Genomic DNA, 18,471 nt, shown 5'->3' on the forward strand with positions numbered 1-18,471 from the left:
GAGCGCCGGGACGACATCCATGACGCCTTCCTGCAGTTGGCTGTCTGCCTCATCCTGCACCGGCGCGTCCGAGCACTCTGTTAGGACCTCTTAGACCACCAGTAGCAGGAGGCACCCATGCCATCCGGGCACACACAGCAGGACAGTGCTCAAGCCCGGCGGACCGGGCCACGGCCGTTGGCGCCCATCCCTTTCGAGGTCGAGGCAGCCTTTCCAGAGCTGACCGGTACGGTCCGCGAGGTCACCCTCCTCTACCCCCGGGCCGGGCAGCCGGGCCCGGATGACAGTTCCATCGGCGGGCCGTTGCTGTGGCCGGCCGACGAACCCTGGCCGATGTGCGCCGAACCAGGCCACTACAAGCCGCTCAGCGCGCCCGTCGGGCCCGAGCCGGTCGCGATGGTCCCGGTGGTCCAGCTGTACGCACGGCACGTGCCCGACCTCGTCTTCCCCGCCGGCACCGACCTGTTGCAGCTCCTGTGGTGCCCGCTCGTTCACGAGGACGACCAGTACGCGGCCAACCCCCGGCTCTACTGGCGCAACTCGGCGCTGACAGCCGCCGGCGCCGCTTCCTGCGAACCGCCTCGCCCGCACACCGCGGAGGAGGACTACCGGCCGCGTCCCTGCACGGTGTCCCCCACACCAGCTGTGGAGTACCCGAACTGGGACCTGCCGGAAGAGCTCGGCGAACTGCTCGACGAGCGGTTCGAGGCCCTGAAGGAGGAACGGGGCTACGACTACTTCGAGGTGGCCACCACGCAGCAGAGCAAGGTCGGCGGCTATCCGGGCTGGACTCAGCCGCCCAAGTGGCCCGACTGCGCGGGCTGCGGCACCCGCATGGAACACCTGCTCAGCGTCACCGCGACCGAGCCCGGCAGGGGCCGTTGGCTCCCCCTGGACGACCGGGACCCCCGCCAGGACGAGGACGCGATCCCGTCCTGGCGGGCCAAGGCGGATCCCGGCGCCCTCGACGCGTTCGGGCACGGCATGGCCCTCGGCGACCTCGGCGGCATGTACTTCTTCATCTGCCGCATCTGCCCGGAGACCCCGTACACCCACCGCTACGACTGCTGAGCTCGGCCCGCTCGGCTCAGGTGGTCGCGACGAGGACGCCGGTGCCTCGATGGCGGCTTTCAGTTCGATCTGAGGGCCCACGGTGCCGGTGGGGCGGACGTTGCAGACCCGGACTCCCCGGATGGATGCGTCGCATCGGTGTGCGACCTTCCGACTGTTTCTGCTTCCGGCCGACATTCCTTGCCCCCTGCGCCAGGAACCGCTGCCAACACTCGCCAACCTTCGTTCCTGCATCTCACCTACGCAGCCACCATGTCGGCTCATGGTGCCTGTCCGGCATCGAGGAGTTGGGCTTCGAGCTGGGAGATGCGGCGGTCTTGGAAGCGGCCGTTGGAACGGGCTGCCTGGAGGCGTTCTTCGAGCGTGCGCTTGTCCTGGATAAGTTGGCGGACTCGCTGCTTGAGGTTCGTGTTCTCGGTGGTGATCCGCTCGATCGATTCGTCGCTCCAGTTGGTTTCGAGGTCGCGGACCTGACCCATGAGGTGGGCGATCCAGCTTCGCTGGCTACGGATCTCCGCGTACGCGGCCTTGAGGGCGTCCTCGGCGTTCAAAGTCCGCTCTCGCCAAGGGGTTTGGTCCTGAGGGTTGGGGCAGGTGCCGGTTCGGCTCCGGGTGATGCTGCCTTGGTTGACGGCGTCGGCGACGAGTGCGCGGGCGTCGGAGTTCTCATAGAGGAAGGTGCGGGAAACTCCCGTCCGGCGGACGACTGCGGCGACCGTGACGGGCGTCTCCTGTCGCCTCAACTCTGCGATAGCAGTGCGGACTTGATCGACCTTGGCGTGGGTTCGCTGGCGGCGGGCCTGGAGCGCGGCGGCCGTCCGGGGCGGCGGGATCTGCTCACTCATGCCGGGATCTCCTCGTCCTCGTCGAGGTTGTCGTCGTCATCGGCGGCGCGGGCCAGCTCGGTCGCGCGGAAGCCGATGCTCCACAGGCGCTGGAAGTAGTCCTGGGGATGCCGCAGATCCAGCGCGAGGGCATCGTCGTTGCCGACCTTGGTCTGGTCGTGCCAGAGCATGGGCAGACCGTTGTAGCGGCCCAGGCATTCGAGCTTGAGGTTGAGGATCTCCCCGGCCCGGCGGCCGGTGTAGACGATCGCCTCCCACATGTCGCGCAGGCCCTGGTCGTCGGGGTCGTGGCGCTCGGCGAGCTGTTGTAGGTTCGCCTCGTCTGCCAGTGCCCGGGCCACCTCGTCGGTGAAGGGGCTGCGGGCTCGGGTCACCGTCCGCCCCCGGTCGGCATCGCGACGATGTACTCCCGTGCCAGGCCGATCCGGTCGCTGGCCCCGCTCTCCAAGGCGGTCCGCAAGACGGTGCGGACGCCGTTGAACAGGGCTTGTCGCAGAGCCGGGGTGGTAATCGCCTTCCCCTTTCGGGCGGTCGTTCACCCGGGCGGCGCGCCGGATGATCCGGTGAGCGCACGGCGGTGGCGGGCGCCACCCCGGCCGGACCGCGCGGTCGCGGTGTCCGTCACGGCCCACACGGTCTTGCCGGGGCCGTGGGCACCTCGGAGAGCAGCCGGTGCCGCTGGGGAGAAGGACTGTGCATGCCGTCAGCGTGGTGGCTGAGACGGGCGTGTCACCAGCAGCGACGCCTGTACGGGAGGGGGCTGTACATGGGGCGGGGCGCCGGTGTGGGGCTGGGATGGAGGGCGTCAACTTTGGGGACAGGCACAGCTGTTGTCCCTATGGTGGGTTGGGAGGGACGGTCGGTGCTCGATGGGGGTTCTGTACGGGGCTCCGCGTCGGGCTGCCGAGCGGGAACACCACCTATCACGTCGTGAGGGGACGGCATGACGGCGACCGCGCCAGCGGGCGGGACACCGGAACCCCGGCCGAACACCGCCGGGAACACCGGGGAAAGCACCACTCCGGAGCCGGCGGGGCAGAACGGAACCCCGGACGGTACCTCACCCCCCGCCCCCGTGCCGCCCCCGCCGACGCAACCCCCTGACGTGCCGCCCCCTGCTCCCCCCGGCGCGGGCGGCGGGGCCGACGACGGTCTGCGGACGGTCCTTCCCGAAGCGCTCGGCGTGCCCGCCGGAGCCTCCCGGCGCAAGAGGAGGCTGTGGTTGTCGGTGGCGGCGGTGAGCGCTGTGCTGGGAGGTCTGGGCGGGGCGCTGCTGGCGTACGCCATGATCGGGCCGAGCGTCACCAAGGAGAACGACTCCAACAAGGCGTACGACGCCTCCCAGCCGCCGTTCACGGTCTCCGTCCAGCCCGAGCAGAGTGAGCCCCAGGAGTGGGTGATGGTGCTCGACCGGACGCTGACCGACGAAGAAGTCCGGAAGATGAAGGCCAGTTCGGACGTCTTCTCCTACCTCAAGTCCCTGGGCGGCCGTCCGCTCGCCTACGCGCCGTTCCTGGAGCACGCTCCGCAGCGGTACAACGAGGTGCAGACCTCCAGTGGGCGCATGGAGTTCTCGGACACCTTCAAGATGACCGTGATGAGTACACGCCAGTACGCGGTGACCATCAACGACTGGAAGGTCACCGACCTCACGTGCCGGAAGAGCACCGCGCAGGCCGTCATCGGCCGTCCGTCGCAGGGCGGGGCCGCCTACGAGGGAATCCGGCTGCACCTTCCGCCCCGCGCCGACGAACCGGTGCTGACCGACGACACCGAGGGGCAGGGCGAGCCCTATTTCGGCAATCGCTTCGTGGAGGTCGGCAACGGCCAGTCCTCGGGCGGGCTCCGGGCGGAGGTCATCGCGCCGCGGGGACAGACCTGCGAATGGGGCATTCAGGTCCACTACAACGACACCCACCGGCCGGAAGGGCGGTGGGTCCAGCTGAAGGACGACAAGGGCGGGCCGCTGCGCGTCCGCACGGAGTCCGTGCCTGAGAATCCCCGGCAGAGCTGGGTCTTCGGGCCCGTTCCCTGGACGTCCTGCCACGACAAGCCCGAGGGGAACCTGTGCTCCATGCTCTGAGAAGCAAGGTCGCGGTCCTCGTCGCCGTGCTGGCCGTCCTGTGCGTCCAGGGGTGCGGCTCCTCGCAGTCCGAGGAGGAGGAAGGGCAGGAGCCGGGTCCCTCGGCGCCCTACTGGGGCAACCGCGGTTACACCCTTCCGGACAGTCCGTTCACCCGCGAGGACACGGTCGTCACCGCGACGTGCAGCATGGGCGCACGCTACGCCGGGGTCAACGTGCAGGCCTGGGACCCCGAGCGGTGGGAACTGCGCGAGACGCGGAACTTCTTCATCCCGGTCGACGCCGCGTTCACCAACTACCCGGACGCCAAGGACGTCCACAGTCCTCTCGTGGACCTCTGCGGAGTGAGTTCGGACAGTCCGTCGCCCTACGCCGTGGACGATCTGGAGTACGTGACTCCCCGGGTCCGTGCCCTGTTCGACCTGGCGTACACGCGCATGGCGGTGGTGCTCCGGGACCCGGACGGCAGGACGACGCACGCCGGCTACGTGGAGAGCGGCGGCAACGCCGACGACTTCGTGCGCCTGAGCGACGCGCAGGGCGACGACGAGCAGAACGCGGTGATGGCGCCCGACGGGCGCAGCGTGTGGTTCACGTACATCACCGCCGACGGTGAGCGCAGGATCGGTTCACGGTCCACGGAGGGGGATCACCGGTTGTCCGACGAGGGCCCGGCGATCGGGCACGACCTCCCCCTGACCGTCACCGGGAAACCCCCGCGCGCCGTCCAGGCCAACATGGTGCACCTCGCCCCCGACGGCCGCCGCCTCACCGCGACCGCGCCGAAGATCTACGGGCACGTCTTCCCCACCCGGGATTCCTCGGGACCGCTCACCGCGGCATCGGGGCGCTCCGCCAGGCTGCTCAGCGGGTGCGTCGGCATCGTCGGCTGGGTCGGGGACGAACGGGTGTTGTGCCGCACCCAGTCCGGCAGCTTCCGGACGGTGGACGCTCGTAGCGGCCGTGCCGAGGGGGCCACTGTCGCCGTGGTCCGCGAGGACGACGGGAGGGTCGCCGAGGGGATGGTGGTGTCGGCGGACGGTGAGAAGTTCATCGCTTCCGTTCACTCACCCAACGACCGCTCGGGGCAACCGTTGGGCCTGGGTGACTTCAGGGTGGTGTCGACCTCGGGGGAAGAGGCCGCGACTCCTGTGTCCGCTGAGTCCTTGACCAACGACACGGTGTTCCTGGAGTGGCGGTGAAGGGCGCGGGTGCGGGTGTACAGGCGGGGGCTGTACGGGGAGGGCGGGCGCTCGTCCCCGGTACGGGGGAAGCAGGGCGAAGTGGCGTGAACGCCACGGTGTGTGTACCTAGAGTGAGCCGGGAGTGACGGTCGGGTGCCTGTGCCGGGGTGCGGGGCGGGCGCCACTGTGCGGGCGGGTGAGGTGAGGTCACCGGTGACTACGGCTCACGGTGAGGGTGAGACGGGCATCCTGCGGTGTTTCGGGCAGCAGTTGCGGCTGCTGCGGACGAGCAGGGGCTGACGCGGGCGGAGTTGGGTGCCAAGCTCAGTTACGGCGAGGACATGGCCGCCTCGGTGGAGCTGGGGCGGCGCATCCCGAAGCCGGAGTTCATCAACCGGGCGGACGCGGTGCTGGAGGCCGGCGGTCTGCTGACGGTGATGAAGGAGGAGGTGGCGCGGGCCCGGTACCCCGCCTTCTTCCGGGACGCGGCGAAGCTGGAGGCGGAAGCGGTCGAGCTGCATGTGTACGCCAACCAGGCCGTTCCGGGATTGTTGCAGGTCGAGGAGTACGCGCGGGTGGTGTTCGAGATGTGGCGCCCCCTCCTGGACGAGGAGACTGTGAACCAGCGTGTAGCCGCCCGGCTGGCTCGCCAGGAGTTGTTTGCACGCAGGTCCATGCCGACGATCAGCTTCGTCATCGAGGAGAGCACTCTGTGTCGGCCGCTGGGAGGGAGCGCGGTGATGCGGGCTCAGCTGGAGCAGATCCTCCTCTACGGTCAGCAGCGCAACGTCGAGATCCAGGTCATGCCGACCGGCCGTCGCCAACATGCCGGAATGGGCGGGCCGTTCACCTTGATGGAGACGAGCAAGGCGCAGAGGATCGCCTATGTGGAAGTGAACGAGCACAGCCACCTCTACAGTGAGCGGCCGGTGGTCCGGGGGTTCGAGGAGCGGTACGGCATCCTGCGAGCACAGGGGCTTACGCCCTCGGAGTCATTGGCCTTCGTTCAGAAGTTGTTGGGAGACCTATGAACACGGAAGATGCGAGCCTGCAGCCCCGCTCGGAACTGCGCTGGTTTACGAGTAGCTACAGCAGCGGCGCGGGCGGCGAGTGCGTTGAGGTCGCTGTGGAGGCGACCGCTGTGCACGTGCGTGACTCGAAGCAGGTCGCTCAAGGCGGGCCCGTGCTGAAGGTTAGTCCCGGAACATGGGCAGCGTTGCTTGAGGCGATGTGAGCTTGTTGCCGCGTGAGTCCATCCGCCTGATGGACAGGCGGGCGGAGCCGCACGGCGGGTCGCGGCGGTCGGTGCTTCTCACAGGGAAGCGCCGACCGCCGCTATGAGGACCGGTGCTCAGGCTTCACGGCTCCCGGGCGAAGTCCAGCGACCAGCGGCGCTCTCCGCGTCCAGGCGGGCTTGGAAGTGCGCGTGAGCGGCGCGCATCTCGGCCTCGCGGTCGGCCTTGCAGAAGGGGGCGGTGTAACCGGCCGGGGGTGGGGTGTTCTCCGGGTTCTCCAAGTGAGCCATGAGGTCGATGTAGTCCTGCTTGGTTTGGCCGTTGCCATAAGTGTGGTGACTCGCGGCGATCTTTCGGCCATTCGCATCGAAAAACATTTGGGATTCACGCTGCGTCAGAATATAGAAACGGGACTTGTAAATGGTTACCAGTTGATCTGCTGTGATGCCCAGCCAGACAGAAACGAGTGCATCGAGCTCGACGAGGGCGGCGCGACGCTCGTATTCCGTGCGGAGAGGAGTGTTGTATTCCCAGGAGGGCTTGAGATGCGCGGCGAGAGGCTTGAGGTTCGACCAGTTGGAGTTGGCCCAGTCTTCGTAGCCTGGCCATGTAGGGTGGAACAACTCCTCCCATAGGGGAGAGTAAGCACTGGTCAATGCGTTGAGCCGGAGGATGCGGATGAGGAGGGGATGGGTGAGGGGATGATTGATGTTTGGGGCGGGCATTTTGTGAGCTTCGGCGACCTGGAGATCGGATCGTCCTGTAATCCTCAGGAGATAGTCCAGGGGAAGAGAGGCCCAGAAGCCCGCGGTCAAGACGGTGAGGTGGTTATCCGGTAGCGCCATGGAGTGCACGGTGTGAACATGAGCAGGCCCTGGAGGGATGAGGGCAGCGAAGAGACTGCGCTCGCCATCAAAGGCGATCATGCGCCGCCAGGCTAGGCGGAAGTAGTTGGTGTAGCGAACTCCATCCCATTTATCTTGGACATTTCGATAGGTGTCCAAGTCCGTCGCTCGTACGTAATTGGTGCGTGGGATGATTTCTGCCGGGGTGGACGGGAGATGGAACTCCTCGTAGTCATTATGATTACGCAGGGGGTGATTGGGCTGCTTCTCGAATGGAGTGGCGACGCCAAAGTGGGGTCCTTGCAGGATCACTTCCGTAAGATCCGGCAGAGATGCTTCGGACCAGCGGATGATGCCTTCTTTTTTGGCGCCCGATTCGTGATATCCGCTGAAAATTCGAGGAGAATGAGAGTCGAGCCGGTTAGATGCGGTCGCCAGGGCTTCTGCGGCTGCTTCCTCGGAAGAGGTTACAGGGTAGAGGAGCGCCCCTTCGCTAATTGGAGTATCCGAGTTTCCTGAAAGTCGCAACCACTCGCGCAACCGCGTCAAGTTGACTTCAATCATACGTTGACGGTGCGGGCGAAGGTCCCACTCGCCTTTGTGTTTGATGCCCGGAAGTTCCCCTTTGCCGTCATGGGTGAGTGTTTCAGTCAAGGTGCTGGCATCAAAAAGCCAGCTGATGTGGGGAAATGAGATATTGGAAGCGACGCCGTAGACGTTGATGGAAAACTGCCGGGTCTCCTTGATGTCAGGGAAAACTCGCCGCTGATTCCAGAAATGGGCATGGAATCGGATGTGCTGGTAAGTTGCGGCGCGGAGTTTAGCTTCGCGTCCTCCCCTGAAATGGCTGTCTGGGTGGATTAGTCCAGATGTTCCTGATGGTCCATTGTTGCTCCATGTCCTGCACATGAATGCACGGTAAAGGTCAGGCTGTGTTCCGGTCAGTAGGGGATAGGAAGTTTGACTGAGTAGCCAAGTTGTGGTGCCGACGTTGGCGGTCAACTCGGCGGAGTAAAAACTAATTCCTTCGCCGTCTAGTACCTCTCCCTTACGTAGCCTTTTCTCTTCGACGCTCGGCCTGGCCGCAAGCGCGAACCAGGGTTCCAGCTCCGCCAATACCTGGCTTTCCTGCCACTCCGGCCGAACCCAAGGCGGATTCCCCACCTGCAAGTCATACCCGCCCCGGGCAAACACCTGCCCGAACTCCAGCTCCCAGTGGAAGAACCCCTGCCGCTCGGCCACGTCCCTCGCGACCCCCGCCCACGGATACCGCGACTCCAGGGAGTAGAACCGCTCCATGCCCATCCACTCGGGCAACTCGTCCTCGTACCGCTCCAGTTCGTCCAGCGTGTCGAACTGGGCCACCAGCGAGTCCGCAGCCACGTCCTGCGTGCCCAGCAGCGACTCGGCGAAGTCCAGCCAGTCGTCCAGAGAGGCCAGCGCGATCACCGGGCGGCGCTCGCCCCGGATCTGTTCCTTGCGGCTGCCGCCCCGCGCGCGCTTCGACTTGACCTCGACGACCTGGACGTCGCCGAACAGGTCCTCCGACTCGTATGTCTCCTGCGCAGGCGCGTCCGACTGGGCCGGGACAGGGGCCGCCGACACGGTCCACCCTGCCGACTGCGAGGCGACCTCCGCCGCCCGCGCGTACGACGCGTGCGAGCCGTCCAGCAGCGCAGCGTCCTGCACCGGCCAGAACCACAGTGCGCACCACGCGTCCATCAGCGTCTTCAGGCGCCAGTACGGGGTGTCGACGGCCTCCAGGTCGGCCTTGACCTTCTCCCTCGGGACCGCGACCTCGGGCGAGCGCAGCCAGCCATCCTCCGCGCCCCATACGTCGATCCGCCGCGAGATCTCCCGCTCGGAGATCTCCAGCCGGCGGACGACCAGCCCCCACAGGTACTCCGCTCGCCGTGCCAGACCCTGAAGCCGCTTGGTCTGGGTGGCGTTGGGGGACTTGGTGATCTCCTTACGCCAGGCCGCGAGCGCCTTCGCCTCCGCCGGGGCCAGCGCCTTGGCCTCCTTCTCGGCCGCGACCGCGCCCCACTCCTTCGCCGGGAGGAGGAAGTGGTGCACCGCGCCTTCAGGCAGCGGGGTGCCCGCCAGTGCCTCCGACAGCGGGAAGCGTTCCGGTGTCGTACCCAGCCAGCCGCCCTTCTTCAGGCGCTCGGCGGAGTACACCTCCCTACGCCCGCCGATCAGGGAGTTGCCGCGCCGCAGGTGCAGGCCGAACCACGGGGCCTCCATGCCGGGGTGCATGGTGTTCAGCCACAGCGACACCTCCGCCAGTTCCACGGCCGTGTTGTTGAGGTCCACGCCGTAGGAGTTGTGCAGGGCGATGTACGCCTTGGCCTTCTGGAGTTCGACCGCGTACTTCTCCGTGTCGATGGCGACGCCCAGTTCGTCCTGGCGGCGCCGCAGGTACTCCGTCGCGACCTGGTTGATCGCCTCGTTGAGGAACGCGCCCGAGCCGAGGGCCGGCTCGCAGATCTTCCAGTCGAGGAGTTCGCGCGCCTCGGTCACCGTGTCGTCCTGGTCCAGGCGGTGCTGCAACGCGAGTTGGACCGTCACCCGGGTCAGCGACTCCGGGGTGTAGTAGGAGGCCGAGGTCTGGCGGTCGCGGCCCGACAGGCGGTACACGAACGCGCCCGGCGCGTACCGCACGCGCCGCTCCTCACCGGTGTCCTCGTCCTTGTGCCGGACGAACACCGCGTCGGGGTACTCGTCGGCCTTCGTCGCCGGGACCAGCCAGGAGCCGTCCTTCGGGTCGCCGTTCTTCGCGACCTCGTACAGCTCCTCGCCCGCGACGAAGCCCGAGTAGGACATCAGGCCCTCGTACACGGCCCCGAGCTGGTTGATGCCGAGCTGGGCGTAGGAGATGAAGCCGCCGCGCTCGCGCTTCTTGCCGCGGGTGAGCATCAGCAGGCGCAGCACCCGGTACAGCGTCTCGTTGCGCAGACGGGTGTCGATGAAGCGCTCCCCGCCCTCGGAATCGGCACCGGCCTCGGTGTCGACGCGCGGGTCGGGGACGGTACGCGCGCCGATCAGCCGGATCGCGTCCGGCTCGAACAGCTTGGAGTGCAGCGGCTCGAAGCGCAGGCCCACGTCCTCGGACGTTTTCGCGGTCACGGCCTCGGCCGACTCCGCGCCCGCGCCGTGGGTGCGGCGCGGGCGGTGGCCCTCCTGGACCTTGCTGAACAGCAGGTCCAGCGACTCGTACAGGTAGAAGCCCTTGCGGGACTTCTCGTCGACCAGGTCGCGCTCGGCGATCAGCTCACCGAGGCGGTCGAGGCCGTAGCCCATCTGGTACTCGGGGTAGTCCGAGGGCAGGATGCCCAGTTCGGGGCGGGCTTCCGCGTACAGCAGGAACAGGACGCGGTAGAGGTAGCGCAGCGACTCGCGGGTCAACTGGCGTCCCAACTCGGGGAGCTCCTTGACCTCCTCCGGGCGGACGCCGGCCTCGCGGATCCGGTCCAGGACCTCGTTGGCGATCAGTTCGACGCTCAGCCGCAGGCCGTCGCGCAGCTCGCTGGAGACGCCCACCGCGTGCTTCGTCGACTTGTCGACGAGCGTGGCGAGGGGGTTCTCGCCGCCCTCCTCCGGGGTGCGCAGCGAGTCGGCGCCGAACAGGGCGGCCACCGTGTCGAGTTCGCCGCCCGCCTTGGTGTCGTTGCGTTCCAGCGCCGTGTCCAGCGACACCGCCAGGTAGCGGCCCTCGCCCCACGCGGCCCGGTCGGCGAGGACGACGACGCCGCCGACCAGCAGCAGGACGTAGCGGGGGGCGTCCTCGCAGGCGAACAGGAAGGAGGCGAGCTTGGAGCCGGTGGTGAGGGTGTGCTGGCCGTCCAGGCGCAGCTCGTCCAGGAGGCGTCCGGCGCCGTCGGGGTCCAGAGCGTCGTCCGGCTCGGCGGACCAGCCGCAGTCCAGGGCGACGAGGTCCTTCTCCGCGTGCGCGACCGTCACCTCGTGGGACTGGTCGGCGCGGACGACGGTGAGCGTGCCCGGCTTGGCGTCGAAGCCGAGGGCGTGCAGCACCTCCGCGTTGAGCGCGCGGACGCGGTCGCGCCACTCGGGTGCGTCGTACGTCACGGCGTCGTCGCCGGTCGCCGCGTGCTCCTCGTCCATCGTGAAGTAGGAGCGGGCCGCGAAGTAGGGGCGGCGCAGCGCCCGCAGGCCCGCGCGCGGGGTGACGGGCAGGGCGCCCTCGGGCCGCTCGGTGCCGGCGGCGTCCTCCTCGCGCTGCTTCCACTGGGCGAGCAGACCGGACTTGAGGTCCTTGGGGAGGACCTCGGCGAGGTAGTGCGCGGAGAAGTAGTCGCCGCGGTTGACCAGGGAGTCGAACGTCATCGTGGAACCTCTGGGTGATCGGTCAGGCGGCGTGGGCGGTGGCCGGGGCGAGGACGGCGAGGACGCGCAGCATCGGGCGGCCGGTGGTGAGGAGGGAGTCCGCGAGGGAGGCGAGGCGTTCGCGGGTGTGGGTGGGCGCGGCGCCGCCGTTCGTCAGCGCCGGCTGCTCCCACGAGCCCAGGCGGGCCTTGTACTCCTCGATGGGGGCCCGCAGCGGTTCGTCCCACGCCTCGCGGTGCTGCTCCAGGAACGCCTCCGCGGTGTCCAGGACGCCGGGGATCGCCTCGGCGAGGCGGGCCGTGTCGTGGGCGAGGCCGGGGTTCGCCATCGTCGGGCCGACCTGGGCGCGGCGCAGCACCGCCACCATGTCGTCGTCGACCTCGCCGTCCGCGGTGACTGCCATCCACTTGACGACGGTCGGGCGGCCGAGGGCGTTGGAGTAGATGCCCTGGACGAGGTAGGTGGGCCGGGACACGTCGGCGGTCAGGACCGGTGCCTCCTGGCGGTCCAGGCGGACCAGGACCTTGTCCGTGAGCCACTCCATGACCGGGTGCAGGTCGGTCAGCAGGGAGATGTCGGGCCAGCTCGACGTCGCCGAGGCGCGGGCGCGCGTGAGACTGCTGTCGGCGAGCCGACGGTTGAAGGTGACCTTCAGGCGGTCGCGCAAACCCTGCTCGCGGACGTAGTCCGGGGGCAGCGCCTTGAGGCGGTGGACCAGGTCGGAGGGCGGGACGAAGGAGAGCAGGCCGGTCTCGGGGTCGGTGGACAGGTCGAGCCGGTCGTGGGCGTCCGGGTAGACCTCGCGCAGCGCCTCGTCGAGGAACTCGCGGGCGGAGGCGAACAGCCGGGGCACGTGCGCCCTGGGCACCGTCCCGGTGCCGTCGCCGCCGCCCGCGTCGGAGGCGGCGGCGACGTCGTCCTCCGGTTCGTCGTTCACGGCGCCGAAGAAGTCGGCGAGGAAGTCGTCCACGGCGTCGTCGCCGTCGGCGCCGGAGGCGCGGTCGGTGTCCAGGGACTCGTCCACGGTGCGGCCCCGCAGCAGGTCCTGGATGAGGGACTTCTCCTCGGCCTCCGCCCGGTACAGGCCGGAGACCGCCTCCGCCGTGCCCAGTGCCTGGTGGGCCTGCGCCTCGCGTTCCAGCAGGCGCTCGGAGACGAGGGTGTCGTCCTTGGCGCCGTCGACGGAGCTGGTGAGGATCAGCGCGCGGAACTGCGGCTGGTGCGCCTGCCCGTAGCGGTCGATGCGGCCGTTGCGCTGCTCGATGCGGATGAGCGACCAGGGCACGTCGTAGTGGACGAGCTGGTGGCACTGGCGGTGCAGGTTGACGCCCTCGGAGGCGACGTCCCCGGTGAACAGGATGCGTACCGGCGTGTCCGCGAGGCCGAAGTCCTCCACGCACTGCATCTGCTGCTCGTCCGACAGGCCGCCGTGCATGACCCGGGCGGCCTCCTGGGCGGACTTGCCCTTGAAGCCGAGGGCCCCCGGCACGGTCCGCGCCAGCCACTCCAGGGTCTGCACCCGCTCGGAGAAGACCACGACCCGGGTGTCGGACTTCGGCCCGACGCCGATCTCCCGCAACTGCTCCAGCAGGGCCCCGAACTTGCCCGAGTCCGCCTCCGTCATGCCCGAGGCCAGCTCCAGGAGCCGGTGCAGGGCCGCGCGTTCGGCGGCCGTCGACTCCGGGTCGTCCTTCTTCTCCAGCGTCTTGATGCGCGTGGTGACCGTGGCCTTCAGTGCCGCGTGGGAGGAGAGGAAGGACTTCAGCAGCGTGTACGGGAACAGGGGGACGTCGCTGACCGACTTGGAGCCGTCGGAGGGCAGCCAGACCGCGGCCAGCTCCTCGAAGACCTTCTCCTCGGCGGGCGTGGCCGTCACCCGGATCGAACGGGAGGGGCCGCGGTCCGCCCACTGGCCCTTCATCTGCTCCCGCACCTCGGGGCTGACCTTGGTGCGGCGGATGAACAGGTGCTTGATGTCCTCGGCGCGGTAGTGCTCCGGGTCGCGGATCGCGGCCGGGTCGAGCAGGGAGATCAGCTCGGCGAAGGAGCGGGCGTCGCCGTTGTGCGGGGTCGCGGAGGCCAGCAGCAGGGCGTCCGTGTGCGGGGCGAGGGTGCGGGCCAACTGGTTGCGCAGGGAGCCTTTGTTGATGAGGTTGTGCGACTCGTCGATGACGACCGCGTCCCAGTTGATGCGCTCCAGGTGGTGCTTGTACTGGTCGGTGTTCTTCAGGGTGTCGATGGAGACGATGACGCGCTTGAAGTACGTGAACGGGTTGCGGCCCGCGGGGATCTCCCGCTGGATCCGCTCGATGCCCACCGAGTCCAGCCGCACCAGTGGGATCGCGAACCGCGTCCACAGCTCGTGCTGGAACTGCTCCAGGACGTGCTGCGGGGTGACGACGAGGATGCGCTCGCCCCGGCCCCGGCGGATCAGCTCGGCGAGGGTGAGGCCGATCTCCAGGGTCTTGCCGAGGCCGACGACGTCCGCGATGAGCAGGCGGGGGCGCAGGTTGCGGCCCGACAGGGCGAGTTGCGCGGGACGCTGCTGGTAGGGGAGGGAGTCCAGGAGGAAGGAGTCCGCGAGCGCCAGGCCCCGCTCGGCCTGCGGCAGCGGCGTCTTGCGCAGGACCGCCTCCAGGAACAGGCGGGAGCGGCGGAAGTTCGGTGAGTCGTCCCGCACCAGGCGGGTGCGCCTCGGGTCGAGCAGTTCGATCCGGTCCAGCCCGGTGAAGAACACCGCCTCCTGGTCGCGCACGAAGTCCGAGGCGCCGACCGCCTCGATCCGGGCGCCGTCGTGCTCGGTCCGCGTCGCGTTGCGGACCAGCCACACCTCGTCCCGTACGAGGATCTGGGCGCCCGGCGGGAACAGGGCGTCCTCGCCGCGCGTCGCGGGGGCGGTACTCAAGTCGGCGGTCACGCGGGGGCCTCCTGGGCGTTCACGTCGGTGGGCTGGGTGCGTCCCGTGGCGGGCGACGGGTGGAGGGTGGCCGGTGGGGTCACCGTCGGACCGGCGGGACGCGGGGGCGGGGTGGGGCGGTGGGGCTCGGTGCGGCGGGCGGGTGCGGGGCTCAGAACGGAGCCTTCGCCGCGTACGCGGCACGGAGGCGCTCCGCTGTTTTGCGGGCCTGCACGGAATGCCGCAGCGTGTGCGTCGCCTCCTTGGGCCGCCTGGGCGCCGTGGGCGGGCGGCGGTCCGGTGCCGGCTGCTCGCGACGGGAGCCGTCGGAGGGATCCCGCTGGGCGGGAGGGGTGGGAGGCACGGGGCCGGGGGCGTCCTGAACCGTCAGGTCGACGGGGCCGGGGGCATCGACCGCGGCGGGGGAGGGGGCGTCGACCACCGTGGGGGAGGGCGGCGGCGCATCGGACGGGACCGGTGTGTCCAGGTCGGCCGGGGTGATCTCCGTGCCCGGGGTGTCGCTCACGGGGACGGGCCAGGCGGAGAGGGTGGAGGCGTCGGCGGACGCCGCCTTGTGCCGTTGCCCCGGGGGGTGCGCGGTGTGCGCGGTGAGCCTGCGGCGGGCCTGGGCGATCTTCATGCCCTGGGCCTCGATCACCGAGCGGCACTGCCGCACCACCTCGGTCAGCGACGGCCGGTCCTCGGCTTTCTGGGCGAGCATGCCCGTCAGGAGCGGCACCAGGTCGCCGGGCGCACCGGACAGGTCCGGTGCCGTGTCGGGGTCGGTGACGAGGTGGAACACCATGTACGGGGTCGCCGCCTCGTGCGGGTAGTGACCCGTCGCGGCGAAGAGCAGCAGCGCGCCCAGCGCGTACACGTCCACGGCCGCCGTCAGCGGCTTCACCCCGGCGGCCTGCTCGGGAGCCATGCAGATCGGGGTGCCGACGACCTGGTGGGGAGCGGTGAGGGAACTGCTCGACTCGGTGAAGGCGGCCAGACCGAAGTCGATGATCTTCGGTCCGTTCGGTCCGAGCAGGACGTTGGCCGGCTTGAGGTCGCGGTGGAGCAGGCCCTGCGTGTGCACGGCCGACAGCGCCTCGGCGAGGATCGCGCCGAGCGCGGCGGTGAGGACGGACGGCAGCGGTCCGTGCGTCCTCAGGTGCCGGGCGAGGTCCGGGCCGTCCACGTACTCGGTGGCCAGCCAGGGCTGACCCGCCTCCGCGTCGGCTCCCAGGAACGCCGCGATGCGCGGACCCCAGATGGTCTTGAGCACCTCGATCTCCTGCGCGAACCGCCGGCGGGACTCGGAGTCCACGACCGACGGTCTGATCACCTTCACCGCGGCGGGCTCACCCCCGGGCGACTCCCCCAGGAAGACCTGGCCCATGCCTCCCTGGCCGATCCGGCCGAGGAGCTCGAAGTCGCCCAGCGAGAGCGGGTCCTCGGGGTTCAGGGGCGTGATCTGCACGTGTGTCCTCGACATTCGATCATGGCGAGCGTCTGATCAGCCGCGATGCGCGCCTGAAGACAAGGTAGTGGATGGGTTCGGGGTCCGGGGCGGGGAGTGCGGGATGGGTATATCAACCACTTGAGGTGGAGGACCTGTGGAGAGTTCCGGCCGGGTGGGGCGGATGGTGCCCGTCGAGTGACTCCGGGGGTTCCTTCCGTGGCGTCCGGCTCCTGTCGGCGGTGCGTCGCCGGTGACGCGAGTGCGCGTGAACGCGGCGACAAGGGGTGGTGTCCTGACTAATGGGGTGAATCGCCGTGCGGTGAACGGGAGGTCGCGTCCCGGGACGGCAACAGCTGCCCCCCGGCCAGCCCGCCCGCCAGCAGTCGTGCCGTCTCCTCCGCCAGCCGGGTCGCCCGCTGCGCCTCCGCCCGCAGTTCGTGGACGCGGCGGAACGCCTCCCCGTACCGCTGCTGCTCCTCCAGCGGCAGGAGCGGTACGCGCAGCCGGCCGGGGCTGACCTGCAGCACCGTGCTGCCGGTGGACGCGCCCGCGATGTTGTCCTCGGCGCCCAGGAAGCCGGCCAGGAACCAGGCGTCCAGGCGGCCCGGGTCCGGCCGGAAGAGGTGGACGTGGGGGCCGAGCAGCGCGCCCGCCTCCGCGTCGCCCGCGACCCGGGTCATCGGGCCGTCCTTGCTCGCGACCGCCCGTACGAGGACGTCCCCGACGGCGATCACGGATGCCGTGCCGCTGCGCAGCTCCGCCGGGTCGCCGGTGGGGCCCGACCCGCGCGCGATGTCCGAGCCGGTGAGGACCGCGCGGGCGCCCGGCTGCTCCGAGGCGCCGGCTCCGTCTTCCGTGCGGCCCCGGGCCCCCTCCGGAAGTGTCCGCAGCACCGTGAGCGCGCCGCCGCGCGCGAGGTCGGAGGCCGTTGCCGTGCGCCACTGCCGGGCCGAGTCGCCCGCCGGGTCCCAGTCGTCGTAACCGGCGGCCCGGACGAGGGACTTGGCGGCCTCGACCAGGTTCCGGCGCGTCGCGTCGGCCTCCGCCGCCAGCTCCGCCGGGTCCACGTCGGCGCGTGAGGCGCGGACGAGACGGGTCGGCGTCAGGTCCACGGTGTCGTCCAGCAGGTCGACGACGTCGACCGCGCGCGCGACGCCGGGCTCGCCCTCGAAGGCGTCCGGGTCCTGAGTGAAGGCGTGCCACGCGTCCAGCGCCTGTTCGGTGATCCGCTCCCAGTCCAGCGAGGCGGACCGGCTGCCGCCGCGGGTGCGCGGGCCCGTCCGGGTGTCCGTCTTCGTACCGGTCGTCGTCCCGTCCGTGTCGACGAACAGCACCGACTTGCCTGCCGCGCCGCCCGGTTCGGGCCGTCGCAGGACCCAGATCTGCAGGCCCACGTGGAACGGCACCGACGCGCCGACCGGCAGCGCCACCACCGCGCGCAGGGCGCCGCTGCGAACCAGTTCGGCCCGTACTCGGCGGCCCGACGCGCGGCCGGCCGTCGCGGGCGGCAGGACCAGGACCGCGTGACCGCCGGGTGTCAGGTGGGCGAGGGCGTGCTGCACCCAGGCCAGTTCCGACTCGGCGCGGGCCGGTACGCCGTACGCCCAGCGCGGGTCGTACGCCAGCTCGTCGTGTCCCCAGTCGCGGACGCCGAAGGGCGGGGTGCACAGCACCGCGTCGGCGTCCAGGCCGGGGAAAGCGTCCGCGCGGAGGCTGTCGGCGGCGCGCACGGTGACCGTGGCCTCGGGCGCCGCGAGCATCAGGCCCACCGCGCTGCGCCGCGCCTGCACGGGGAGCACGTCCTGGCCGTACAGTTCGGTCGCGCCCCGGCGGGCGGCTGCCTCCAGCAGGGTGCCGCTGCCGCAGGCCGGGTCGAGGGCGCGGGTGGGGGTGCCGGGGACGAGGCGCGCGAGGAGGTCGGCGAGCGGGTCCGGCGTGCCGTACGCGCCGCTCGCCGCGCTCTCCTCCAGCTCCCGCTCCGCGAGCACGCCCAGGGTGGCCCGGCCGCCCTCGTCCCGTACGCACACGTACAGCGCGCGGAGCACGGCGGCGTCGGTGCCGGCGAAGCGCACGGCGCCCGCGCTCGGTACGGCGTCGGCGACGCCCGCCGCGTCGCGCTCCGCGCGGAGGGCGAGTTCCTCGTCCGGGAGCTGCGCCGCGGCTGTGAGCTGCTCCGGGGTGCGGCGGGCCGCCGCCAGGACGAGGAGCAGCAGGTCCGCCGTACCGCCGTCGTCGCCGTCCGTGCTCGGGGGGTTGAGGCGGAGGGTCGTGCGCAGTTCCTCGGACGGGCTGGCCGCCGAGGCGTGGCCGCGCGAGGCGAGCCAGGCCCTGACCGCCTCCAGGTCGTACAGGGGACTGCTCTCCGTGCCGCCGGACGGCTCGGGGAAGTCGTCGTACCGGCGACGCCAGTTGCTGACGGTGGCGCGCGTGACCCCGGCGATGCGGGAGATCTCGGCGGCGGTCACCTGCGCGGACGGCTGCTGGGGCATGACGGAAGACCTGAGCCTCTCGATAG

At 70.0% G+C, this 18,471-nt stretch carries 10 protein-coding genes and 1 pseudogene; 5 read left to right on the forward strand and 6 right to left on the reverse strand.

All coding sequences use genetic code 11. The features are described 5' to 3' along the window. The first annotated feature begins 177 nt into the window (after positions 1-177). Positions 178-1,071: a hypothetical protein gene (locus AB0I73_RS28295; protein WP_363041950.1), complete on the forward strand. Its 894-nt coding sequence runs from the start codon at positions 178-180 to the stop codon at positions 1,069-1,071. 260 nt (positions 1,072-1,331) lie between these two features. Here the strand turns inward: AB0I73_RS28295 and AB0I73_RS28300 are convergent, their stop codons facing one another. Then, entirely contained in the window at positions 1,332-1,916 is a 585-nt protein-coding gene (locus AB0I73_RS28300; RefSeq protein ID WP_363041952.1) for a DUF6262 family protein, read from the reverse strand. Continuing rightward, positions 1,913-2,290: a hypothetical protein gene (locus AB0I73_RS28305; protein WP_363041954.1), complete on the reverse strand. Its 378-nt coding sequence runs from the start codon at positions 2,288-2,290 to the stop codon at positions 1,913-1,915. The genes AB0I73_RS28300 and AB0I73_RS28305 overlap by 4 nt, the downstream gene beginning before the upstream one ends. A gap of 731 nt (positions 2,291-3,021) precedes the next feature. On the opposite strand from AB0I73_RS28305, the gene AB0I73_RS28310 reads away from it, so the two are divergent. From AB0I73_RS28310 to AB0I73_RS28325, 4 genes and pseudogenes are all read left to right on the forward strand, one after another. Continuing rightward, positions 3,022-3,999, forward strand: coding sequence for a hypothetical protein (locus AB0I73_RS28310; protein WP_363041956.1), 978 nt, complete (start codon positions 3,022-3,024; stop codon positions 3,997-3,999). Next, a complete protein-coding gene (locus AB0I73_RS28315) occupies positions 3,984-5,201 on the forward strand; it encodes a hypothetical protein (RefSeq protein WP_363041958.1) in 1,218 nt (405 codons plus the stop codon). Before AB0I73_RS28310 ends, AB0I73_RS28315 begins: the two co-directional genes overlap by 16 nt. A 195-nt stretch (positions 5,202-5,396) precedes the next feature. Continuing rightward, positions 5,397-6,214 (forward strand): annotated as a pseudogene (locus AB0I73_RS28320) (helix-turn-helix transcriptional regulator). Then, positions 6,211-6,417 (forward strand): DUF397 domain-containing protein, encoded by a 207-nt coding sequence (locus AB0I73_RS28325; protein ID WP_363041960.1) that lies wholly within the window; start codon positions 6,211-6,213, stop codon positions 6,415-6,417. The pseudogene AB0I73_RS28320 and the gene AB0I73_RS28325 overlap by 4 nt, the downstream one beginning before the upstream one ends. Positions 6,418-6,534: 117 nt before the next feature. Here the strand turns inward: AB0I73_RS28325 and AB0I73_RS28330 are convergent, their stop codons facing one another. The 4 genes from AB0I73_RS28330 to AB0I73_RS28345 form a co-directional block, all read right to left on the reverse strand. Beyond that, on the reverse strand, positions 6,535-11,610 hold the full coding sequence (locus AB0I73_RS28330) for a class I SAM-dependent DNA methyltransferase (RefSeq protein ID WP_363041962.1): 5,076 nt from the start codon (positions 11,608-11,610) through the stop codon (positions 6,535-6,537). Positions 11,611-11,632: 22 nt separating this feature from the next. Then, the gene (locus tag AB0I73_RS28335; RefSeq protein WP_363041964.1) at positions 11,633-14,527 is read right to left on the reverse strand and encodes a DEAD/DEAH box helicase; all 2,895 of its coding nucleotides are present in this window, start codon (positions 14,525-14,527) and stop codon (positions 11,633-11,635) included. Positions 14,528-14,678: 151 nt separating this feature from the next. After that, a complete protein-coding gene (locus tag AB0I73_RS28340; RefSeq protein ID WP_363041966.1) occupies positions 14,679-15,974 on the reverse strand; it encodes a serine/threonine-protein kinase in 1,296 nt (431 codons plus the stop codon). A gap of 278 nt (positions 15,975-16,252) precedes the next feature. Continuing rightward, positions 16,253-18,445 carry an N-6 DNA methylase gene (locus AB0I73_RS28345; RefSeq protein WP_363041967.1) on the reverse strand — a complete coding sequence of 731 codons (2,193 nt, stop codon included), beginning with the start codon at positions 18,443-18,445 and terminating at the stop codon, positions 16,253-16,255. Positions 18,446-18,471: the final 26 nt, after the last annotated feature.

The organism is Streptomyces sp. NPDC050388 (assembly GCF_040655635.1).
In the GTDB taxonomy this organism is placed as follows: Bacteria; Actinomycetota; Actinomycetes; order Streptomycetales; family Streptomycetaceae; genus Streptomyces.